The organism is Rhodococcus sp. P4_B6 (assembly GCF_056402215.1).
Genome location: NZ_JBFUHV010000153.1, coordinates 1 through 21,219, shown reverse-complemented (window position 1 = coordinate 21,219; position 21,219 = coordinate 1). Strand labels below are relative to the sequence as shown.

Here is a 21,219-nt window from a genome sequence, read left to right as displayed (position 1 = left end):
AACCCGGTCTGGACCATCGGCCCCTACAACCCGTCGCAGGTGTCGGCAGGTTCGCAGCCCGACATCTACATGATGTGGACGGACGGCCTGGCCCGTCTGTGGCCGGCATGGGACATCTACCTGTTCAACCGCTACACCATCCCGTCGGTGTTCGCCGTCGCGTTGATCATGGGTCTGGTGTTCACGGTCCTGATCGCCTACCCGTGGATCGAGAAGCGTCTGACCAAGGACGATGCTCACCACAACCTGCTGCAGCGTCCGCGCGACGTTCCGGTGCGTACCGCGATCGGTGCGATGGCGATCGCGTTCTACGCCGTCCTGACGATCTCCTGCATCAACGACATCATCGCGTACCACCTGAGCATCTCCCTGAACGCGATGACGTGGATCGGCCGTATCGGCATGGTGCTGCTGCCTCCGATCGCCTTCTTCGTCGCCTACCGGTTCTGCCTGGGTCTCCAGCGCAGCGACCGTGAGGTCCTCGAGCACGGCATCGAGACCGGCATCATCAAGCGGATGCCGAACGGTCAGTACATCGAGATCCACCAGCCGCTCGGCCCGGTCGACGACCACGGTCACCCGATCCCGCTCGAGTACCAGGGTGCGACCGTCCCGAAGAAGATGAACAAGCTCGGTTCCGCCGGCAAGCCCGGTTCCGGCAGCCTCGTCACGGCCGACCCGGTCGAGGAGAGCCTGGCGCTCGAGCACGCCCTGCACCACGGTGAGCACGAGCAGCTCACGATGCTGCGGGAGTACCAGGACCGTGCCCACGGCAACGGTTCGCCGACCTCCGGCAACGGATCGTCCGGCAACGGCGAGGCGCACTAGCCTCACCTCCGCAACCGACCAGAGCCCCGAACCACTTCCGGTTCGGGGCTCTGGTCGTCTATCTGGACCGTGCGCGCTCCCCTCCCCCGCGGCTGCGCACGGAACACGAGTACGACCGCCCCGAGGCCGACGAGAAGTCCGAGCGCGCCCCCGAACGGCTCGCCGAACATCACGGCTCCCCAGATCGCCGTCACCGGCGCCATCAGGAACATCAGGGCATTGACCCGCGTGATCCCGCTCCGCAGCACGAGCCAGTACAGGCCGTAGCCGCCGACGGTGGACAGGACGATCAGCCACGCCACCGACCACCAGAACGGTGGCGTCGCCGGCGGCGACAGCTTTCCGTCGAACGCCGCGAGAGCGGTGAACAGCGCGGCGCTGGTCGCGCAGTGCACCGTGAGGGCCACTACGGGGTCGGTGTCGTCGGGTGACCGGCTCTCCACGAATGTCGCGGCCACCAGCGACAGCATTCCGGCGAACGGCACGAGGTATGCCCACCACGGCACGCCGGAGGCCGCGGTGGCGTCGCCGGCGGTGACGATCACGACACCCGTCAGTCCGAGCAGCAGCCCCCACCACTGCCTCGCCGCGACGTTCTGACCGAGCAGTGGGCCTGCCAGCACGGCGACGACCAGGGGCTGGGTGCCGTCGATCAGTGCGGTGGTGCCGGTCGAGACGCCGAGTCCGATCGCCTGGTAGACGGTCAGCAGATACCCGGTCTGCGACAGCGCGCCCACCACCACCCCACGGCGGAGCGCACGGAATCCGATTCCCCGCCACCGAAGGCGTCGGAACAGCGCCGCGCCCAGTACGAGCGCGGCGGCCAGTGGGAGGAACCGCCAGGTCAGCACCGTGAGCGGATCTGCGTCCCCGGCGCCGAGTTTGGCCCCGATGAAACCGGAACTCCAGCACACGACGAACATCACGGCGAACAACACGTTCACGACGAACCACCACCCAGTAAACAGATCGGTTTACTTCCTGAAAGTACACCGATCTGTATACTTTCGCCATGGAGTCTGTGCAGCAACCGCAGCGCGTGACGCTGACGCCGGGCGCGCGACGAGCGCTGGCCGCGGCGGACCGACTGTTCTACGAGCGGGGAATCCACGCGGTCGGCGTCGATCTCATCGCCGCAGAAGCCGGCGTCACGAAGAAGACGCTCTACGACCGTTTCGGCTCGAAGGAACAGATCGTGGTCGAGTACCTCGCCGACCGGGACCAGCGGTGGCGGGCGTTTCTCGCCGGCCATCTCGACACCGTCGGCGACTCACCCGAACTGCGGCTGACGGCGATCTTCGACGCGTCCCGCGAATGGACCGCGGAGAACAGCGCGAAGGGATGCAGCATGGTCAACGCACACGCGGAGATCAGTGACCCGTCACATCCGGCCTACGCGATCATCATCGGCCAGAAGCGGTGGATGCTCGACCTGTTCACCGATGTGTGCCGGGACGCGTCGGTGCGCGATCCGGAGACACTCGCGCGCACCGTCATGCTGCTCCACGAGGGCGCCCTGGTCGCACACGGGTTGCAGGTGTTCCCCGATGCGGTGCGACTCGCGTCCGAACAGGCCGCAGCCCTCCTCGCCGCGGCGGYCGCCCGGAACCRCGAAGCCTGACGACGAAAAGCGAAGGCGCCGAACCCCAGAGGGATTCGGCGCCTTCGCCGTCACAAAAGTGTGTGGACTAGTGCTTCTCGGGCCCGACGTAGTACTCGAAGACGAGACCCGCAGCGGCGGCCAGCACGGCAACCACGGCGACCACCAGCATCCACGGCTGGAAGAACGCCATCGAGACGGCGACGAACGCGGCCGCGGCGGCGAGCAGGATCGGCCAGTAGCTACCGGGGCTGAAGAAGCCCAGGTCGCCTGCGCCGTCGGCGATCTCCGCGTCCTCGTAGTCCTCGGGACGGGTGTCGAGGCGACGGGCGACGAACCGGAAATACGTTCCGATGATCAGCGTCAGTCCCGCCGACAGGCAGATGCCCGTCAGACCCGCCCACTCGATACCGGTTCGTGAAACGGCGGTGAAGACGCCGTAGACGATCGCGACGAGAATGAAGAATACCGTCAGGATCTCGAAGAGCTTGGCTTCGATCTTCATATCAGCACTTGTCCTTGGTCAGTGAGGTATCAGCAGCAGGTTCAGTTACCTTCGACACCGCTCGCCTGCTTGTAGCCGCGGTCGGTGGTGAAGGGAGACGTCGACGTCGCGACGGGGGACTCGCCGATGGCCTGCAGAGCCTCCGCCGTGGTCAGATCCCGGCCGCCCTCGCTCGCCGGCTTGCGCAACTCGATGTACTGCGCGAACTTGTCCGGGCTCACGGCACGAACCTCGAAGTTCATCATCGCGTGGAACGTGCCGCACATCTCGGCGCAGCGCCCGACGAAGGCACCTTCCTTCTCGATCTCACTGATCTGGAAGACGTTGTCGGAGTGGTTCTCCTTGGGGTTCGGGTTCACGTCACGCTTGAACAGGAACTCCGGCACCCAGAAGGCGTGGATGACGTCAGCCGAGGCCAGTTCGAACTGGATCCTCTTGCCGGTCGGCAGGACGAGGATCGGAATCTCGTTGCTCGAACCGACCGTCTCGATCTTGTCGTAGTGCAGGTACGACAGGTCCTGGGGCGTCTTGCCGTGGATCGGCCCGGGCAGGGCGTGCTCACCCTCGCCCTCCGCCTCGGGCGCCGATGCGGACTCGACGGCGGCCTGCGCCTCCTGGTCGACACCGTCGTACAGGCCGCCACCTTCACCGAGATCGATGGAGCGGTAGCCGAACTTCCAGTTCCACTGGTACGCAGTGACATCCACCACCACGTTCGGGTTGTCCTCCTTCTCGAGGACATGGTTCTGCACGACCACCGTGAAGTAGAACAGCACGGCGATGATGACGAACGGAACCGCGGTGTACGCCAGCTCCAGCGGCACGTTGTATGCCGTCTGACGCGGGAACTCGGGTGAGTCCTTCTTCTTGCGGTGGAAGATCACCGCCCAGAAGGTGAGTCCCCACACCAGCACACCCATGACGAGGGCGGCGATAACCGACCAGGTCCACAGTTCACGCATGCGGTGCGCCTGCGGGGTTACGCCCGAAGGCCACCCGAAACGAAGCACCTCGTTGTCGATTGAACAACCCGACAGCAGCAAGGCAGCAATGCCCAAAGATACTGCCAACCCTGCCCGCCGAAGGATCCGACCTTGCGCCACGTTCACGCCTTCCTGATCGCCGCAAATTCCACTAGGGCACACCCGATGGGAAGGCCCAATTACTACGCAGCGTAGACCAAAGGTGGCGGCTCTCCATCCTCGGGTCGGGCGATGTGTCGCTGTCGTTGCCGCGGCGGTGCCGGTGTTCGGGCCGCGGCGGTGCCGGCGACGGCCCGAACCGGACGCGTCGGCAATCTGCGGCATACTTTCCGGCAGAGATCCCTGACCCCTCCACCTCGTGGAGCCTTCCAAGATTCTGAATTGAGGTACCGGACGCTGTGTGCGGACTGCTCGGGCTACTGACCTCTGGAGAAACCAGCGACAACGCCGTCTCACAGGTCGACCAGGCGATGCACTGCCTGCGGCACCGTGGGCCGGACGAGCACGGGACCTGGCACGACGACCACCTGGTCTTCGGGTTCAATCGGCTGTCGATCATCGACATCGAACACTCCCACCAGCCACTGCGGTGGGGTCCGGCGGAGAATCCGGAACGCTACGCGCTGACGTTCAACGGCGAGATCTACAACTACCTCGAAGTGCGGGCCGAACTCGCGGAGCAGTTCGGTGCGCAGTTCGTCACCGAGGGCGACAGCGAGGCCATCGTCGCCGCGTTCCACTACTGGGGTGAAGACGCCGTCCGTCGCCTGCGCGGCATGTTCGCGTTCGCGATCTGGGACACCGAGACGCGGGAGTTGTTCATCGCCCGCGATCCGTTCGGCATCAAACCGCTGTTCCTGGCGACGGGCACCGGCGGCACCGCATTCGGTAGCGAGAAGAAGAGCCTGCTGGAACTGGCGAGCCTGATCGGCATCGGCACCGAACTCGATCCGCGTGCGGTCGAGCACTACACCGTCCTCCAGTACGTGCCGGAGCCGGAAACCCTCCACAAGCAGATCCGCCGGCTCGAGTCCGGGTGCTTCGCGCGGGTGCGGCCGGGCGAAGCACCCGTGATCACCCGCTATTTCGCACCCACGTTCCCGGTGCGTCCGTTCGCCGCCGGCACCGAGCAGGCCCGGTACCGCGAGATCGCGGAGGCGCTCGAGGACTCGGTCGCCAAGCACATGCGCGCCGACGTGACCGTCGGCTCGTTCCTGTCGGGCGGCATCGATTCGACGGCCATCGCGGCGCTCGCGATGCGCCACAACCCGAACCTGATCACGTTCACCACCGGTTTCGAGCGTGAGGGCTACTCCGAGGTCGACGTCGCGGCCGAATCCGCCGAGGCGATCGGTGCACGGCACGTGGTGAAGGTGGTCAGCCCCGCCGAGTTCGCCGCCGCCATCCCCGAGATCGTGTGGTACCTCGACGACCCGGTCGCCGACCCCGCTCTGGTTCCGCTGTGGTTCGTGGCGAAGGAGGCACGCAAGCACGTCAAGGTCGTGCTGTCCGGTGAGGGCGCCGACGAACTGTTCGGCGGCTACACCATCTACCGCGAGCCGATTTCGCTGAAGCCGTTCGAGTACCTGCCCAAGGGCCTGCGCAGGGCCGCCGGGAAGCTGTCCGAACGCATCCCCGACGGCACCCGCGGCAAGAGCCTGCTCAATCGCGGTTCGCTGACCCTGGAGGAGCGGTACTACGGCAACGCGCGCAGCTTCAACGACGCGCAGTTGCGCGCCGTCCTGCGCGACTTCCGGCCCGAGTGGACGCACCGTGACGTCACCGACCCGATCTACGCGCAGTCTCAGGGGTGGGATCCGGTGGCCCGGATGCAGCACCTGGACCTGTTCACGTGGTTGCGCGGCGACATCCTGGTCAAGGCCGACAAGATGACGATGGCCAATTCGCTCGAACTGCGGGTGCCGTTCCTCGATCCGGAGGTCTTCGACGTGGCGTCGCGGGTGCCGCTGGATCAGAAGATCGCCAAGAGCACCACCAAGTACGCGCTGCGTCAGGCGCTGGAGGGGATCGTCCCCGGCCACGTGCTGCATCGGGCGAAGCTGGGCTTCCCGGTGCCGTTGCGGCACTGGCTGCGCGGCACCGAACTGTTCGACTGGGCGCACGAGCAGATCGCGGCTTCGGGCACCGATCACCTGCTCGACAAGGTCGCGATCACGAAGATGCTGAACGACCACCGGGACGGCGTGTCCGATCACAGCCGTCGACTGTGGACCGTGCTGATCTTCATGGTCTGGCACGGCATCTTCGTGGAGAACCGCATCGTCCCTGAGATCGCCGAGCCGGCGTACCCGGTCTCGATCTAGGCGCTTCGCGCCCGTGAGTGGTTGACGAGTCCAGGGACTCGTCAACCACTCACGGGCGGCGGAGCCGCCTTACGGCAGAATCGCGGCGATCTCGTCCGCGGCGGTGGAGCCGTAGGCATCCGCGAGGCGCTTGACAGCCTCGTCGCGGTCGAACGTCCATTCCTGGGTTCCGGTGGTCTCCAGTACCAGCACGGCCACCAGCGACCCCAGTTGCGCGGAACGCTCGAAGCTCAGGCCTGCGCTGTGCGCGAGGAGGAATCCGGCCCGGAATCCGTCACCGACACCGGTCGGGTCGACCTTGGCCTTCTCGGGGACGACAGCGACCCGGGTGCAGTTACCTTCGGCGTCGACGATCTCGACGCCCTTGGACCCGAGCGTCGTGACGCGGACACCGACCTGTGCGCGGATCTCCTCCTCGGACAGTCCGGTCTTCTGCTGCAGCAATCCCCACTCGTACTCGTTCGTGAACAGGTATTTCGCGCCACGAATCAGCGCCGCCGCCTCCTCGCCATTCAGGCGCGCGAGTTGCTGCGACGGGTCGGCGGCGAACGGGATGTCCAGTCGGCGGCATTCCTCGGTGTGGCGGATCATCGCCTCGGGGTCGTTGGCGCCGATCAGGACCAGCTCGAGCGTGTCGGCGTCCGGTGCGATGCCGGACAGTTGGATCTCGCGGGCCTCGCTCATCGCCCCGGGATAGAACGAGGCGATCTGCGCCATGTCCTCATCCGTGGTGCACACGAAACGCGCGGTGTGCGCGGTGGTCGAGATCCGGACGGCGGTGCAGTCGACACCGTTGTCCTCGAGCCACTGGCGGTAGTCCGCGAAGTCGGCTCCGACAGCCCCCACCAGCAGCGGGGAACCACCGAGGACGCCCATGGCGTAGGCGATGTTGCCGCCCACTCCCCCGCGCCGGACTACGAGGTCGTCGACCAGGAAGCTCAACGAGATGTGGCTGAGCTGATCGGCGAGCAGTTGCTCGGCGAACCGGCCCGGAAACCGCATCAGGTGGTCGGTGGCGATGGAACCGGTTACCGCAATTGTCACGGGCGGATGCCTTTCGATGAGTTCGGTCGGGATTTCTCACCGTACCCCGGCGTACCACCATGTTCGGTCGGCAGCACGACGACTCGGGACGGCGTGGTCGGGCACGAAAAAAGTCTGACGCGGCAGCCGGTCGGCGCCGCGTCAGACTTGTCGATTCAGTTGTGCTTCGTCCCGGGACTCAGTTGAAGGAGTCGCCGCAGGCGCACGAACCGGTCGCGTTGGGGTTGTCGATGGTGAAACCCTGCTTCTCGATGGTGTCGACGAAGTCGATCGAGGCACCCTCGACGTACGGCGCGCTCATCCGGTCCACCGCGAGGGCGACGCCACCGAAGTCCACGATCAGGTCGCCGTCCAGGTTGCGGTCGTCGAAGAAAAGCTGGTAACGCAGTCCTGCGCAGCCGCCGGGTTGCACGGCGATACGCAGTGCGAGGTCGTCACGACCTTCCTGATCGAGCAGCGCCTTCGCCTTGGCGGACGCGGCTTCGGTCATCTTGACGCCGTGGACGGCGGTCTCGTTCTGCACAGTCATGGGCTCTCCCTGTAGTTCGTAACAAACCCGTGAACGCTTCAACGGTACTCCGCGCCCGACTTATTCCCGGGTTCCCTTCACTGCGGCAGCGTCCGCAGATCGATCCACGTCCATGGTATCCGACGTCGGGGTTTCGGGTTACTGCCGTGCGGCTGTGCCGTCCCATCCACGGGCTGCGGCGGCGGCGAGGTCTCTCAGCTGCGCGTATGCGTCCGACATCGCGAGTTCGACCGACCCGGCGTGGTCCGCCAGGGACAGCGCGTCGTCGATGCCCGCGCGGTCCAGATCGGCGGTGTCGAGGAGCACCTGCCCCGCCAGGACGAGCGTCGCGATGGCCCGCCTGCGGGCTGCGGCGGCGAGCGCGATCACGAGTTTGCCGCGCAGCGACTGCTGGTCGAGGCGACCTTCGCCGGTGATCACGAGCTGCGCGGAGGCGAGTTGCCGGTCCTGCCGGGTGCGCTGGGCGACCACGTGGGCGCCGGATTCGCGGGTCCCACCGAGCGCGAGCAGCGCGGCGCCGATACCACCCGCGGCTCCGGCTCCGGCCTCGGCCGCGACGTCCCGGGCGGTCGCCCGGTGCAGTTGCCCGGCCCACGCGGTGTTCCGGTCCTCGAGGAAGGCGACGGTGCCGGGGTCGGCACCCTTCTGCGGCCCGAACACGCGGGCGGCGCCGTGCTCGCCGAGCAGCGGGTGTTCGACGTCGGTCGCGGCCACCAGTTCCACCGCGCGCAGCCGGGCGACAGCGGCGTCCGCACTACCGAATCCCTCCGCGAGGGATTCGACGAGGCCGCGGCCGCCGTCGGTGCAGCTGCTGCCGCCGAGACCGACGACGATTCTGCGGGCTCCGGCGTCGAGGGCCGCCACCACGAGCTGCCCGACGCCCCGGCTGTGCGCGTCTCGGGCGGTGCGGGGCGTCGGCGGTCCGCCGAGCAAGCCGAGCCCACAGGCCTGGGCGGATTCGAGGTAGGCGTCGGTGCCGTCGAGGAGCCAGCGGGCGGGGACGTCGACGCCGAGTGGACCTTCCACCACCGTGGTCCGGACGGTGCCGCCCGCTGCGGCGACCACGTCCACGAAGCCGGGGCCGCCGTCGGACTGCGGGGCCTCGATCAGCTGGTCGTCCGGGCGCACGGCCGACCATCCCGCCGCGATGGCGGCGGCCGCCTCGACGGCGGTCAGCGTCTCACCGAAGGAGTCCGGTGCGATCAACACTCGCATCGGCGAAGTGTATGGCGACGGGCGCGACCCGGCATTTCGATGTGAGGGCAATTTTCCACTCGGTGGCGTCTTCCCATAGTCTGGAAGGGTGAAATTGCTACGCCGCGGTGATTCGGACGATTCAGACAAGCGGGACGTCGAGGTCGCCGAGTCGTCCACGGCCCAGGAGGCGGAGTCCGTCGAGCAGGCGGGCAAGGGCCGCCCGACCCCCAAGCGGCGTGACGCAGAGTCGAAGCGTCGCGGACCGGTTGCGCCCGCACCCCTGACCGCGAAAGAGGCCCGGGCCCGCAAGAAGGCGACCCGCGGCAGCAAGGAAGAGCGCAAGGTTGCCGCGGCGGAGCGACGCGCTACCGCCGCCGAGCGACGCAACCGCATGCTCGCCGGCGAGGACAAGTACCTTCTCCCCCGCGACAAGGGCCCGGTCCGCGCGTACGTCCGGGACATCGTCGACGCCCGGCGCAACCTGGTCGGCCTGTTCATGCCGCTGGCGCTCGTGCTCATCATGGCGATGTTCGTCAGCCCGGCCCTGCAGGCGATCGTGACGCTCGCCATGCTCATCATGATGATGTTCATGGCCATCGAGGGTGTCTGGCTGGGCCGCAAGATCAACAATCAGGTGCGGGAACGCTTCCCGGACACCCCCGACGGCGGTTTCAAGCTCGGCTGGTACGCGTTCGTGCGGGCGTCGCAGATCCGCAAGCTGCGGGCCCCCAAGCCGCGGGTGCGGCCCGGCGACGCCATCTGACGGTCAGTTGTGGGGCGCGCGGTGCGTCGCGGCGAGCAGCCGCCCCAGTTCTGCGTCGCGGTCGTGCGACAGGTCCGCCAGGGGATCGGCAGGCCGGAAGAAGTTGTCGCGGTAGCTGTTCCGCAGCCGCGGATGGAGTGGACCCAGGTGCCGACCGGCGTATGTCACGGCCGCTTGCAGCACGAGGAGAAGTGCAACGAGGACGAGGAATTCGGTCATGGCTGAAATTCTCCGCTCGTCCACTTCCCGCCAACAGTGGCGGAATTGACGTTCTTCGTCAAAATACTGCCACGTCGGCGGGTTGGTAGCGTTTCCCTCCGTGCCCACCGCCGATCCCCGGGACCACCCGGGTCACCCGTACCAGCCCTCGCGAACGCTGGTACTCGGTGGTGCACGGTCCGGTAAATCCGCGCATGCCGAGGAACTGACCCAGGCCCTGGCCGGGGCGGGCCGGGTGCGCTACGTCGCCACCAGCCACCGCGACCCCGACGACCAGGACTGGGAGCACCGGGTCGCCGAGCACCGCGATCGGCGCCCCGACAGCTGGGTCACCGTGGAAACCGCGCACCGTCGCGACCTCGCCGATCAACTTCGTGCCCGCACCGACGCTACGGCGACCCTCGTCGACGATCTCGGCACCTGGCTCACCGTCGAACTCGACGGCGCCGCCGCCTGGGATTCGCCGCGGGGCACCATCGGGCCCCGCACGGACGACCTGGTCGCGAGCGTCCGCGACTACCGCGGGGCACTCGTGCTGGTGACCCCCGAGGTGGGGCTCGGCGTCGTCCCGGAGACCCGGTCCGGTCGCCTGTTCCGCGACGAGATCGGCGCCCTCAACTCGCGGCTCGCGCAGGTCTGCGATCGCGTGGTCCTCGTCGTGGCCGGGCTGACCATGACCCTGAAAGACGATCCCCCACGTGCGTCGTGCGGGGCAGATTCCACTCGAGCGAGAGGCCAAGCGTGACCAGCGAGTCCGTGAGCACCGACCCCGGTCGGTTCGAACCCGTCACCCCACCCGACGAAGGGATTCGCGCGCAGGCCGAGGCCCGTCAGCTTCAGCTCACCAAACCGGCCGGATCGCTCGGACGTCTGGAGACGCTGGCGTGCTGGGCCGCGGCCTGCCAGGGCGTCTGCCCACCCGCCCCGTTCGCACGGGCACGGGTGGTGGTGTTTGCCGGCGACCACGGCGTGGCACGGACCGGCGTCTCGGCGTATCCGCCCGAGGTGACAGCGCAGATGGTCGCCAACTTCGTCGGCGGCGGGGCGGCCGTCAACGCTCTCGCGAACCGGGCGGGCGCCGGCGTGCGCGTCGTCGACCTGTCGGTCGACGGCGACACGGATCCGTCGGTGTCCGCGTTCAAGATTCGGCGCTCGTCGGGGGCGATCGACCGCGAGGACGCGCTCACACACGAAGAGACCCTGAAGGCCATCGAGGCCGGACGATCGATCGCCGACTCCGAAATCGATTCCGGCGCAGACCTGTTGATCGCCGGCGACATGGGAATCGGCAACACCACACCGGCCACCGTTCTCATCGCCGCGCTGACGGACACCGAACCGGTCGCGGCGGTCGGCCGGGGCACCGGTGTCGACGACGCCGGCTGGATCCGGAAGACGGCGGCGATCCGCGACGCGCTGCGCCGCGCCCGGCCGGTGGTCCGGGACACGGTGGCGCTCCTGCGCACGGTGTCGGGCGCCGACCTCGCCGCGATGGCCGGGTTCCTCGCGCAGGCCTCCGCCCGCAGGACGCCGGTGATCCTCGACGGCGTCGTCGTGACCGCGGCCGCGATGGTTGCGGAGGAACTGGCGCCCGGCGCCCGCGCGTGGTGGCTGGCCGGCCACCGTTCCACCGAACCGGCCCACACGATCGCGCTGAAGCATTTGCAACTCGACCCCCTCCTCGAACTCGACATGCGACTCGGCGAGGGGTCCGGTGCCGTCACCGCACTGCCGATCCTTCAGGCCGCCGTCGCGACACTCGCGGAGATGGCGACGTTCGCAGAAGCCGGGGTCAGCACCCGCGACGCCGAAGACGGCTCCGAAACCCGGACCGACTCCGGCACCGGGACCGACTCCGCCGCCGACACCGCGGGCTGACCGTGACGGGCGTGCTGCTCGCCTTCTCCTGGCTGACCGTCCTCCCCCTGCGCGGACCGGACACCGTCGACCGCGCGGCGGGAGGCCGCGCGATCCGCGCGGCGCCGGTGACGGGGATCGCGCTGGGCGCCCTGGCCGCGGGGCTGCTGTGGGTGCTCGTGTCCGCCGGTCTCGACCCCGCCCTCGCCGGCCTGGTGACGGTCGGGGCGCACGCCCTCGCCACCCGCGGCATGCACGTCGACGGACTGTCCGACAGCGTCGACGGGCTCGGCTGCTACGGGCCGCCGGAGCGGGCGCGGGCCGTGATGCACAGCGGTGGTGCGGGACCGTTCGGGGTGTGCGCCCTGGTGATCTGCCTGGGCGCGCAGGGGCTGGCGTTCGGATCTCTCGCCGCCGCAGGACAGTTCGCGGGTGTGGCCGTCGCCGTGGCGGCCGGGCGGGTGGCGGTCGTGTTCGCCTGCCGCCGCGGAATCCCCGCGTCCTCCACGGAAGGGTTCGGCGCGCTGGTCGCCGAAACCCAGTCGCCGTGGACCGGACTCGCCTGGACCGTTCCGCTCCTCGCGGCGGGCGCGTGGTGCATCTCGCCGGGGTGGCAGGGACCGGTCGTCGTGGCGGTGGCGCTGACACTCACCGCACTGCTGGTGGGCCACTGCGTCCGGCGATTCGCCGGCCTGAACGGTGACGTGCTCGGAGCCGCGCTCGAGATCACCGTCACCGTCTCGGCGATCGGTCTCGCTTTCTGACCGACCGCCGCAACGGCTCAGCGCAGTCGACCGCCGCAACGGCTCAGCGCAGTCGACCGCCGCAACGGCTCAGCGCAGTTTGGTCATCCAGCCGTGGGTGTCGGCGAACGTTCCCCGCTGAATTCCGGTCAGCGTGTCGCGCAGGGCCATGGTGACCTCGCCGGGCTCGCCGTCGGCGATCGTGAATTCACCTTCGGCGGACTTGACCCGGCCGACGGGCGTGATGACCGCCGCCGTTCCGCACGCGAACACCTCGGTGATCTCGCCGGACTTCGTCTTGGTGCGCCATTCGTCGGTGCTGATCCGCCGCTCCTCCACCGCGAAACCGGCGTCGATCGCGAGGGTCAGCAGCGAATTGCGGGTGATCCCCGGCAGCAGCGAACCGGACAGGGACGGCGTCACGAGGCGGGCGTCGGATCCGGAGCCGAACACGAAGAAGAGGTTCATACCGCCCATCTCCTCCACGTACGACCGCTCGATCGCGTCGAGCCACACCACCTGGTCGCAACCCTCGTCGGCGGCCTGCGCCTGCGCGAGGAGCGACGCCGCGTAGTTGCCGGCGAACTTGGCGGCACCGGTGCCGCCGGGTGCGGCCCGGACGTACTCCGTCGACAGCCACACGCTGACCGGCTTCACCCCCCGCGGGAAGTACGCGCCCGCGGGCGAGGCGATCAGCAGGTAGCGGTACTCGTCGGCCGGACGCACACCGAGACCGGCCTCGGTGGAGAACATGAACGGGCGCAGGTACAGCGCGTCCTCACCGCCGGCCGCGGGCACCCACTCGTGGTCCAGCTCGAGCAGTTCGGTGATCGACTTGACGAACAACTCCTCCGGCAGCTCGGGCATCGCGAGACGGCGAGCCGACGTCGCGAGCCGCTCGGCGTTCGCCTCGATGCGGAACGTCGAGATGCCGCCGTCCGGCTGCCGGTACGCCTTCAGACCCTCGAAGATGGCCTGTCCGTAGTGCAGGACCATCGCGGCGGGGTCGAGCTGGAGCGGCCCGTACGGCTCCACCTTCGCGTCGTGCCAGCCGAGCTCCGTGGAGTAGGTGATCGACGCCATGTGGTCGGTGAAGTACCGGCCGAATCCGGGCGCCGCCAGTATCTCTCGCCGTACCTCGTCGGAGGTGGGGGCGGGATGCGGGACGCGAACGAACTCGGTGACACCTGTCATGCTCGTGATCTTATCGAACGCCTTCCTCCGCCCCACCGCCGACAGGTCGTCCGCGACAGGTGCTTACTTGGTGTTGATCTCCACGAACGGCGGGGACACCACCTCGGCGCGCAGCGAGCGCCCCCGGACGTCCACGGAGATCTCGTCTCCGGCCGACACCCCGGACCCGGAATCGAGCAGCGCCAGCGCGATCCCAACCTTGAGCGTGGGCGAGAACGTGCCCGACGTGGTCTCGCCGATCGACTCGCCGTCGCGGAGCACGGTCTGACCGGCGCGCAGGACCCCGCGGTCCAGCGCCTTGATGCCCCACAGCCTGCGGGCCGGGCCGGACGCTTTCTCGTCGGCGAGAGTCTCCCTGCCCCAGAACTTCGGCTTCTTCCAGCCGATCGCCCAGCCGCAGCGCGCCTCGAGCGGCGAGATCTCGAGCGACAACTCGTGCCCGTGCAGCGGGTACCCCATCTCGGTGCGCAGCGTGTCCCGGGCGCCGAGACCGGCGACCTGGCCGCCGTGAGCGCGAACCTGCTCGACCGCCGCCCGGAACAACTTCTCGCTGTCTTCCCAGCGTGGCAGCAGCTCGAAGCCGATCTCGCCGGTGTACCCGCTGCGGCAGACACGGACGGGAACGCCGTCCCAGGTGGCGTCCGTGAAGGCCATGTAGTCGATGTCGGTCGGCAGGCCGAGCGCGGTGAGCACCTCTACCGACTTCGGCCCCTGCACGGCGATCACGCCGAAGTCCCGGTGCTGGTCCTCCACAGTGACCCCGTCGGGGGCGGCGGCGGCCAGTGCCGCGACCACGTCCGCGGTGTTGGCCGCGTTGGGGACGAGGAACACCTCGTCGGGGCCCACGTAGTAGGCGATCAGATCGTCGATCACTCCACCCGACGGCGTGCAGCACAGYGTGTACTGCGCTTTGCCGGGCCCGATCTTGTCGAGGTCGTTGGTCAGCGCCGAGTTCACGAACGCGGCGGCGCCGCTGCCCCGCACGAGGGCCTTGCCGAGGTGGCTGACGTCGAACACTCCGACCGATTCACGGACCGCGGTGTGCTCGGCGACGGTGCCGGCATACGACACGGGCATCTCCCAGCCACCGAACGGAGCGAACGTGGCCCCGAGTTCGACGTGGACGGCGTGGACGGGCCCCTGCGACAACTGCTCCTCGGTCATGCGCCTCAACCTATCGGACCTCCGGGTAGACGCGCACCGGGTAGCCGACGACGGCGGAGCACTACCATCGGGACGGACGTCGGCCACCCGGCACCACTCATCCCCCACCGCTGCAGGAGAGACACCGTGAGCACTCGCACAGCCCGACCCCTCGGACCACAACTCGCACTGGCCGGCACCGTCGGCAAGCGCGTGGACGTGTTGGTGATCGGACTGACGTCGAGCCCGGACGGCCCCGAAATCGCGCTCGGAGACGGCATCGTCGACGAATCGGTGCTGACCGACCTGCTCGACACGCTCGTCGCGGTGGGCGCCTCCGGCAAGGCCGAGGAGACCACCCGCATCCCGGCACCCGGCACGCTGCCGGTCGACAGCGTGCTCGCCGTCGGACTCGGTTCGGCCGAGAAACTCGACGCCGAGCAGATCCGCAAGTCCGCGGGCGCCGCGGCGCGTTCGCTCAGCGGTGTCGGCACTGTCGCGACCACCCTGTCCGTGCTCGATCTCGGTGCGGCAGCCGAAGGTTTCGCCCTCGGCGCGTACCGGTTCACCGAATTCAAGTCCGCGAAGTCCGCTCCCGGCCCGGACGCACAGCCCGTCTCCCGGGTGGAGCTGCTGGTGTCGTCCCCGCGGGCGAAGGAGGCGAAGGACACCCTCGCACGCTCGTCGGCGATCGCCGAAGCCGTCGCCACCGCACGCGAATTCGTCAACACACCCCCGAGCCACCTCTTCCCCGCCGAATTCGCCGACCGCGCAAAGACACTCGGCACCGACGCGGGACTGAAGGTCGAGGTCCTGGACGAGAAGGCGCTCGAAAAGAACGGGTACGGCGGCATCCTCGGAGTAGGCAAGGGCTCGTCCCGCCTGCCGCGACTGGTCCGCCTCAGCTACTCCGCCAAGAAGCGGAACGCCCCCAAGGTCGCGCTCGTCGGCAAGGGCATCACGTTCGACACCGGCGGCATCTCCATCAAGCCCGCCGCAGGCATGGAGAACATGACGTCCGACATGGGCGGCGCCGCAGCCGTTGTCGCGACCGTGGTCCTCGCCGCCAAACTCGGACTGCCCGTTGACGTCACCGCCACCGTCCCGATGGCCGAGAACATGCCGTCGTCCACCGCGCAGCGCCCCGGCGACGTCCTCACCCAGTACGGCGGAACCACGGTGGAGGTCATCAACACCGACGCGGAGGGACGCCTCGTCCTCGCCGACGCCATCGTCCGCGCCTGCGAGGACGAACCCGACTACCTGATCGACACGGCGACGCTTACCGGCGCGCAGATGGTGGCACTGGGCAACCGGACCCCCGGCGTCATGGGCACCGACGAGTTCCGCGACCGCGTCGCCGCCATCTCCCAGACGATCGGTGAGAACGCGTGGGCCATGCCGATGCCCGCCGAACTGCGCTCGGACCTCGACTCGAAGATCGCCGACCTCGCCAACGTCACGAATCACCGCTGGGGCGGCATGCTCGCGGCGGCCCTGTACCTGAAGGAGTTCGTCGCCGACGGCGTCCAGTGGGCGCACATCGACGTCGCCGGACCGGCCTACAACTCGTCGGGACCGTGGGGTTACACCGGCCGCGGCGGCACCGGCGTGCCGGTGCGCACCATGATCTCGGTGATCGAGGACATCGCCGCCAACGGTTAGGCCCTCCGGGCTCGTGCGCCTTTCCGGTTGTTCCAGCAACCACAAAGGCGCACGGGCGGCGGAGCCGCCTACAGGTCGCGTTCGCGCTCCCGCTTCCGCTCGATGCGGCGCCGCGCGTCGTGGTCGCGCATCCGCTGCGGGTAGCCGGTCTTGCGGACGTCGTACACCGGGATGCGGAGATCCTCCCCGAGTTTGCGGGCGCCGCGTTCGCCGCCCACCCGGCGCCGGGTCCACTCGCCGTCCGCCGCGACGAGCACGACGGTGACTTCGGTCACTGTCGTCCGGGGTTCCACGTACGCCTCTACACCGAGGTGCGTGCGAGTCCAGTTCGCGAGATGGGCGGCATCCTCCGGGGACGCCTGAGATCGGCCGGACCGAGGCCGCGAGAAACGGTCGAACAACCCCACGTCGAGCCTCCTCGAGTGCGTACGCGGGACGGCGCCCGCGATGTCCTCCAAGTTTGCCAGCGAACGTCCGGTTTCCGCCGCGCACGAAAACTACCGGCCAGTAGGGATTACGTGGCGACACACCGGAGTCGTCGGGGGGTCCCCCTCGGCGGACGCGCCCGTCGGATCAATGGAAAGATGTGGAGCGCCGACACAGCGAGTGGGTGACGACGAATCGGAATTACCTGCAAGTAGACGCAAGACACGTGCATCTCGAGCACAATGGTTCACGACCACAAGTCGACAAAATTCAACAACCCGAACACAACTGTCGAGGAGTCAAAAGACATGGCCTTCTCCGTCCAGATGCCAGCGCTTGGTGAGAGTGTCACCGAGGGAACTGTCACGCGGTGGCTCAAGCAGGAAGGAGACACGGTCGAAGTTGACGAACCCTTGCTCGAAGTCTCCACGGACAAGGTGGACACGGAAATCCCGTCTCCCGTGGCCGGCGTTCTCAGCAAGATCGTTGCTCAGGAAGACGACACCGTCGAAATCGGTGGCGAACTTGCCGTGATCGGCGACGCCGGTGAGGCTCCCGCCTCCGACTCCGCTCCCGCACCCGCCGCCGCAGAGCCCGCCGCAGAGCCGGCTCCCGCCGCGGAGGCCCCGGCCGCAGAGCCCGCGCCCGCAGCGTCCGGCGGCGGTTCCGCCGACGGCACCGCGGTGAACATGCCCGAACTGGGTGAGTCCGTCACCGAGGGCACCGTCACCCGCTGGCTCAAGGCCGTCGGCGACGAGGTCGCCGTGGACGAGCCGCTCGTCGAGGTGTCCACCGACAAGGTCGACACGGAGATCCCGTCCCCCGTCGCAGGCACGCTTCTCGAGATCAGCGCCGAGGAAGACGACACCGTCTCCGTCGGCGGTCAGCTCGCCGTGATCGGTTCGGGTGCGCCCGCCGCCAAGCCGGCCGCGGCACCGAAGCCCGAGCCCACCCCCGAGCCCGCGAAGCCCGCTCCGGCCCCGGAACCGGCGAAGCCCGCACCCGCCCAGAGCGCTCCGGCTCCGGCCGCCGCACCGGCAGCATCCGCGCCTGCTCCCGCCGCCGCTGCACCCGCTCCCGCGGCGACGTCCGGGGACAGCACCCCGTACGTCACCCCGCTGGTACGTAAGCTCGCCGCGGACAACGGCGTCGATCTGTCCTCGGTCACGGGCACCGGAGTCGGTGGCCGCATCCGTAAGCAGGACGTTCTCGCTGCCGCCGAAGCCAAGAAGGCACCGGCCGCCGCTGCCGCGCCTGCCGCCGCACGGCCTGCCGCCGCTGCTCCGGCAGCCGCCTCCGCCGGGGTCCGCCCCGAGCTGGCCCACCTGCGCGGAACCACGCAGAAGGCCAACCGGATTCGCCAGATCACCGCCACGAAGACCCGGGAGTCGCTGCAGAGCACGGCGCAGCTCACCCAGACCTTCGAGGTCGACGTCACCAAGATCGCGGCCCTGCGCGCGCAGGCCAAGAACACCTTCGTCGAGCGCGAGGGCGTCAAGCTCACGTTCCTCCCGTTCTTCGCGAAGGCCGTCGTCGAGGCGCTGAAGTCGCACCCGAACGTCAACGCCAGCTACGACGAGGCGAACAAGCAGATCACCTACTACGACGCCGAGCACCTGGGCATCGCGGTCGACACCGACCAGGGCCTGCTGTCCCCCGTGATCCACAACGCCGGCGACCTGTCGCTGGCCGGACTGGCCCGCGCCATCGCGGACATCGCCAAGCGCGCCCGCTCCGGTGGGCTCAAGCCGGACGAGCTGTCCGGTGGCACGTTCACGATCACGAACATCGGCAGCCAGGGCGCCCTGTTCGACACCCCGATCCTCGTGCCCCCGCAGGCCGCGATGCTCGGAACCGGTGCGATCGTCAAGCGTCCCGTGGTCGTGACCGACGAGTCCGGCAGCGAGAGCATCGGCGTCCGCTCGATGTGCTACCTGCCGCTGACCTACGATCACCGTCTCGTCGACGGTGCCGACGCCGGCCGCTTCCTGACCACGATCAAGCAGCGTCTGGAGCAGGGCGCGTTCGAGGCCGATCTCGGCCTCTGATCCGTCACCGGACTTCGAGCCGAACGTAGTTTCGCAGGGGCACCATTTCCAGCAGGGATGGTGCCCCTGCGCTGTGAAGGAGGCTGTTGCACATGCGCGTGGTCATCGCCGGATCCTCCGGGCTGATTGGCACCGCTCTCGTCTCGTCCCTCCGCGGCGACGGTCACGACGTCGTCCGTCTGGTCCGCCGGTCGTCGGCGGGTCCCGACGAGTCCCGCTGGGATCCGCAGAAGGACCGGCTCGACACCGGGATCCTCGTGGACGCCGACGCGGTCGTGAATCTGTGCGGCGTCGGGATCGGCGACAAACGCTGGACCGGCGCATACAAGCAACTGATCCGGGACAGCCGGATCGCCGCCACCGACGTCCTGGCCGAGGCTGTCGCCGAGGCCGGGGTTCCCGTGTTCGTGAATGCGAGCGCCGTCGGCTACTACGGCGACACCGGCGACCGCGTCGTCGACGAGACCTCGCCGTCCGGGACGGGTTTCCTCGCGGACACCTGCCGCGACTGGGAGGCCGCGACGGCCCCCGCCGACGACTCGAAGATCCGGACGGTGCGGCTGCGCAGTGGCATCGTCCTGTCCCCCCACGGCGGCCTGCTCGGCCGGCTGAAGACCCTGTACTCGTTCGGGCTCGGCGGCCGGCTCGGCAACGGCCGCCAGTACCTGTCGTGGATCTCGTTGGAGGACGAGGTCGATGCGATCAAGTTCGTGCTCTCCCGCGACGACGTGGCCGGTCCCGTGAACGTCACCGGCCCGGCACCCGTCACCAACGCGCAGTTCAACGGCGCGGTCTCGCGGACGATGCACCGCCCCGCCCCGTGGATCGTGCCCGGGTTCGCGCTCAGCGCGCTGGTGGGCGAGTTCGCGCAGGAAGGCATTCTGGCCGGGCAGCGCGCGATCCCGACGGTGCTCGAGAACGCGGGATTCCGGTTCCGGCACAACACCATCGGGGAAGCGCTCGACGCCGCCCTCGTGCGGTGAACCCGGCTCGTGGCGGTACGGCCACCGGCCCGGCGTAACCTCTAGCGCATGAGCAGCGCGACACAATCCGCCCGTTTCAGCCCCTCTCCGATCTCCGTCGAACACCTCGGCACGATCGGGTACGTCGACGCCTGGGACCGACAGCGCGAGCTGGCGGCGCAGCGCGCCGAGAGCGTGGGCACCGACACGCTGCTCCTGCTCGAACACCCCGCCGTCTACACCGCGGGACGCCGCACCGAACCGGAGGATCGTCCCACCGACGGCACTCCCGTCATCGACGTCGACCGCGGCGGGAAGATCACCTGGCACGGCCCGGGACAGCTGGTGGGCTACCCGATCGTCAAGCTCGCCGAACCGGTCGACGTCGTGCGCTACGTCCGCAGGCTCGAGCAGGCGCTGATCTCCGTGTGCACCGACCTCGGCATCGTCTGCGGCCGAGTGGACGGCCGCTCCGGCGTGTGGCTGCCCGCGTCCCTCGACAACGGGCAGTGGCTGCCCGAGCGGAAGGTCGCGGCGATCGGGGTGCGGGTGCAGCGCGGTGTCGCTCTGCACGGCTTCTCGCTCAACTGCAACTCCGTTCTGACGGGCTTCGACGCGATCATCCCGTGCGGCATCCGCGACGCCGGGGTGACGTCGCTGTCGCGGGAACTGGGCCGCGACGTCACGGTCGAGGAGGTCACACCCGCGGTGACGGCGGCCGTCGTCGCCGCACTCGACGGCGAACTTCCGGTGACCGACCACGACATCGAGCGGGTGACGTTCGACTCCGCCGCCGCGGAGACGACGTCCTCCGCACCCACCTTCACTACTGTTCAGTACGGTTGACCTCCGCTCCCCGGCCCGCCGGGTGCGACGGGCCGGGCGTACCATCGTCTCCGTGACTGTGGCCCCAGAAGGACGCAAACTGCTCCGCCTCGAGATCCGAAATGCGGAGACTCCGATCGAACGCAAACCCAACTGGATCAAGACGAGAGCGAAGATGGGCCCGGAATACTCCGAGCTCAAAAGCCTCGTCAAACGCGAGGGTCTGCACACCGTCTGCGAAGAAGCCGGCTGCCCCAACATCTACGAATGCTGGGAAGACCGCGAGGCGACGTTCCTCATCGGCGGTGAACAGTGCACCCGCCGCTGCGACTTCTGCCAGATCGACACCGGCAAACCCGACGAC

At 68.7% G+C, this 21,219-nt stretch carries 20 protein-coding genes and 2 pseudogenes; 12 read left to right on the top strand and 10 right to left on the bottom strand.

The genetic code is table 11. From position 1 onward, the window contains the following. A pseudogene (locus AC1DWT_RS40090) lies at nt 1–828 on the top strand (cytochrome bc1 complex cytochrome b subunit); the annotation flags it as partial. A 2-nt stretch (nt 829–830) separates the two neighbouring features. On the opposite strand, the gene AC1DWT_RS40085 reads toward AC1DWT_RS40090, so the two are convergent. Continuing rightward, a complete protein-coding gene (locus AC1DWT_RS40085) occupies nt 831–1,772 on the bottom strand; it encodes a DMT family transporter (protein WP_206012676.1) in 942 nt (313 codons plus the stop codon). Nucleotides 1,773–1,840: 68 nt separating this feature from the next. Between AC1DWT_RS40085 and AC1DWT_RS40080 the strand changes: the two genes are divergently transcribed. After that, nucleotides 1,841–2,449, top strand: a complete 609-nt coding sequence (locus AC1DWT_RS40080; protein WP_477924866.1) for a TetR/AcrR family transcriptional regulator — start codon at nt 1,841–1,843, stop codon at nt 2,447–2,449. Nucleotides 2,450–2,516: 67 nt separating this feature from the next. Here AC1DWT_RS40080 and AC1DWT_RS40075 read toward each other — a convergent pair whose 3' ends face one another. Both AC1DWT_RS40075 and ctaC read right to left on the bottom strand, forming a co-directional pair. Beyond that, nucleotides 2,517–2,933, bottom strand: a complete 417-nt coding sequence (locus tag AC1DWT_RS40075; protein WP_072945453.1) for a cytochrome c oxidase subunit 4 — start codon at nt 2,931–2,933, stop codon at nt 2,517–2,519. Nucleotides 2,934–2,974: 41 nt separating this feature from the next. After that, complete coding sequence (gene ctaC, locus AC1DWT_RS40070; RefSeq protein WP_072945455.1) at nt 2,975–4,042, bottom strand: aa3-type cytochrome oxidase subunit II; 1,068 nt, start codon at nt 4,040–4,042, stop codon at nt 2,975–2,977. Nucleotides 4,043–4,314: 272 nt separating this feature from the next. Between ctaC and asnB the strand changes: the two genes are divergently transcribed. Beyond that, nucleotides 4,315–6,240: an asparagine synthase (glutamine-hydrolyzing) gene (gene asnB, locus AC1DWT_RS40065; RefSeq protein WP_206012677.1), complete on the top strand. Its 1,926-nt coding sequence runs from the start codon at nt 4,315–4,317 to the stop codon at nt 6,238–6,240. Between the two features lie 69 nt (nt 6,241–6,309). Here the strand turns inward: asnB and AC1DWT_RS40060 are convergent, their stop codons facing one another. From AC1DWT_RS40060 to AC1DWT_RS40050, 3 genes are all read right to left on the bottom strand, one after another. After that, nucleotides 6,310–7,284, bottom strand: a complete 975-nt coding sequence (locus AC1DWT_RS40060) for a carbohydrate kinase family protein (protein WP_072945459.1) — start codon at nt 7,282–7,284, stop codon at nt 6,310–6,312. Between the two features lie 178 nt (nt 7,285–7,462). Then, nucleotides 7,463–7,813 carry an iron-sulfur cluster assembly accessory protein gene (locus tag AC1DWT_RS40055; RefSeq protein WP_005247725.1) on the bottom strand — a complete coding sequence of 117 codons (351 nt, stop codon included), beginning with the start codon at nt 7,811–7,813 and terminating at the stop codon, nt 7,463–7,465. A 138-nt stretch (nt 7,814–7,951) separates the two neighbouring features. Further along, complete coding sequence (locus tag AC1DWT_RS40050; protein ID WP_072945462.1) at nt 7,952–9,028, bottom strand: glycerate kinase family protein; 1,077 nt, start codon at nt 9,026–9,028, stop codon at nt 7,952–7,954. Nucleotides 9,029–9,116: 88 nt separating this feature from the next. Between AC1DWT_RS40050 and AC1DWT_RS40045 the strand changes: the two genes are divergently transcribed. Continuing rightward, on the top strand, nt 9,117–9,773 hold the full coding sequence (locus tag AC1DWT_RS40045) for a DUF3043 domain-containing protein (RefSeq protein ID WP_095865231.1): 657 nt from the start codon (nt 9,117–9,119) through the stop codon (nt 9,771–9,773). A 3-nt stretch (nt 9,774–9,776) separates the two neighbouring features. Here AC1DWT_RS40045 and AC1DWT_RS40040 read toward each other — a convergent pair whose 3' ends face one another. Then, the gene (locus tag AC1DWT_RS40040; protein ID WP_072945467.1) at nt 9,777–9,992 is read right to left on the bottom strand and encodes a hypothetical protein; all 216 of its coding nucleotides are present in this window, start codon (nt 9,990–9,992) and stop codon (nt 9,777–9,779) included. 100 nt (nt 9,993–10,092) lie between these two features. On the opposite strand from AC1DWT_RS40040, the gene cobU reads away from it, so the two are divergent. Genes cobU through AC1DWT_RS40025 form a run of 3 tightly spaced genes read left to right on the top strand, consistent with a single transcriptional unit; the run spans nt 10,093 to nt 12,613 of the window. Beyond that, entirely contained in the window at nt 10,093–10,737 is a 645-nt protein-coding gene (cobU, locus tag AC1DWT_RS40035; RefSeq protein ID WP_072945469.1) for a bifunctional adenosylcobinamide kinase/adenosylcobinamide-phosphate guanylyltransferase, read from the top strand. Beyond that, on the top strand, nt 10,734–11,870 hold the full coding sequence (gene cobT / locus AC1DWT_RS40030; RefSeq protein ID WP_072945471.1) for a nicotinate-nucleotide--dimethylbenzimidazole phosphoribosyltransferase: 1,137 nt from the start codon (nt 10,734–10,736) through the stop codon (nt 11,868–11,870). Before cobU ends, cobT begins: the two co-directional genes overlap by 4 nt. A 2-nt stretch (nt 11,871–11,872) precedes the next feature. Continuing rightward, a complete protein-coding gene (locus AC1DWT_RS40025; RefSeq protein WP_206012678.1) occupies nt 11,873–12,613 on the top strand; it encodes an adenosylcobinamide-GDP ribazoletransferase in 741 nt (246 codons plus the stop codon). A gap of 69 nt (nt 12,614–12,682) precedes the next feature. On the opposite strand, the gene AC1DWT_RS40020 is transcribed toward AC1DWT_RS40025, so the two are convergent. Together AC1DWT_RS40020 and gcvT are read right to left on the bottom strand one after the other, a co-directional pair. Then, the gene (locus tag AC1DWT_RS40020) at nt 12,683–13,786 is read right to left on the bottom strand and encodes a branched-chain amino acid aminotransferase (RefSeq protein WP_072945475.1); all 1,104 of its coding nucleotides are present in this window, start codon (nt 13,784–13,786) and stop codon (nt 12,683–12,685) included. 63 nt (nt 13,787–13,849) lie between these two features. Beyond that, nucleotides 13,850–14,950, bottom strand: coding sequence for a glycine cleavage system aminomethyltransferase GcvT (gene gcvT / locus AC1DWT_RS40015; RefSeq protein WP_072945477.1), 1,101 nt, complete (start codon nt 14,948–14,950; stop codon nt 13,850–13,852). Between the two features lie 126 nt (nt 14,951–15,076). Here gcvT and AC1DWT_RS40010 point away from each other — a divergent pair, with 126 nt between their 5' ends. After that, entirely contained in the window at nt 15,077–16,594 is a 1,518-nt protein-coding gene (locus AC1DWT_RS40010; RefSeq protein WP_095865228.1) for a leucyl aminopeptidase, read from the top strand. Nucleotides 16,595–16,662: 68 nt separating this feature from the next. Here the strand turns inward: AC1DWT_RS40010 and AC1DWT_RS40005 are convergent, their stop codons facing one another. After that, nucleotides 16,663–17,001 carry an oxidoreductase gene (locus AC1DWT_RS40005; protein WP_072945480.1) on the bottom strand — a complete coding sequence of 113 codons (339 nt, stop codon included), beginning with the start codon at nt 16,999–17,001 and terminating at the stop codon, nt 16,663–16,665. A 327-nt stretch (nt 17,002–17,328) separates the two neighbouring features. Here AC1DWT_RS40005 and sucB point away from each other — a divergent pair, with 327 nt between their 5' ends. The 4 genes and pseudogenes from sucB to AC1DWT_RS39985 all read left to right on the top strand — a co-directional run. Continuing rightward, nucleotides 17,329–19,068 (top strand): 2-oxoglutarate dehydrogenase, E2 component, dihydrolipoamide succinyltransferase, encoded by a 1,740-nt coding sequence (gene sucB, locus AC1DWT_RS40000; RefSeq protein ID WP_206012679.1) that lies wholly within the window; start codon nt 17,329–17,331, stop codon nt 19,066–19,068. A 92-nt stretch (nt 19,069–19,160) separates the two neighbouring features. Beyond that, a complete protein-coding gene (locus AC1DWT_RS39995; RefSeq protein WP_206012680.1) occupies nt 19,161–20,051 on the top strand; it encodes a TIGR01777 family oxidoreductase in 891 nt (296 codons plus the stop codon). A 48-nt stretch (nt 20,052–20,099) separates the two neighbouring features. Continuing rightward, on the top strand, nt 20,100–20,876 hold the full coding sequence (gene lipB, locus AC1DWT_RS39990) for a lipoyl(octanoyl) transferase LipB (protein ID WP_206012681.1): 777 nt from the start codon (nt 20,100–20,102) through the stop codon (nt 20,874–20,876). A 52-nt stretch (nt 20,877–20,928) separates the two neighbouring features. Continuing rightward, a pseudogene (locus tag AC1DWT_RS39985) lies at nt 20,929–21,219 on the top strand (lipoyl synthase); the annotation flags it as partial.

Excerpts from the sequence above, each read along its gene's own strand:
- AC1DWT_RS39995 (WP_206012680.1), top strand. The coding sequence starts at position 19,161 with ATGCGCGTGGTCATCGCCGGATCCTCCGGGCTGATTGGCACCGCTCTC.
- AC1DWT_RS40055 (WP_005247725.1), bottom strand. The coding sequence starts at position 7,813 with ATGACTGTGCAGAACGAGACCGCCGTCCACGGCGTCAAGATGACCGAA.
- sucB (WP_206012679.1), top strand. The coding sequence starts at position 17,329 with ATGGCCTTCTCCGTCCAGATGCCAGCGCTTGGTGAGAGTGTCACCGAG.
- AC1DWT_RS40020 (WP_072945475.1), bottom strand. The coding sequence starts at position 13,786 with ATGACAGGTGTCACCGAGTTCGTTCGCGTCCCGCATCCCGCCCCCACC.
- AC1DWT_RS40050 (WP_072945462.1), bottom strand. The coding sequence starts at position 9,028 with ATGCGAGTGTTGATCGCACCGGACTCCTTCGGTGAGACGCTGACCGCC.
- lipB (WP_206012681.1), top strand. The coding sequence starts at position 20,100 with ATGAGCAGCGCGACACAATCCGCCCGTTTCAGCCCCTCTCCGATCTCC.
- AC1DWT_RS40075 (WP_072945453.1), bottom strand. The coding sequence starts at position 2,933 with ATGAAGATCGAAGCCAAGCTCTTCGAGATCCTGACGGTATTCTTCATT.
- AC1DWT_RS40040 (WP_072945467.1), bottom strand. The coding sequence starts at position 9,992 with ATGACCGAATTCCTCGTCCTCGTTGCACTTCTCCTCGTGCTGCAAGCG.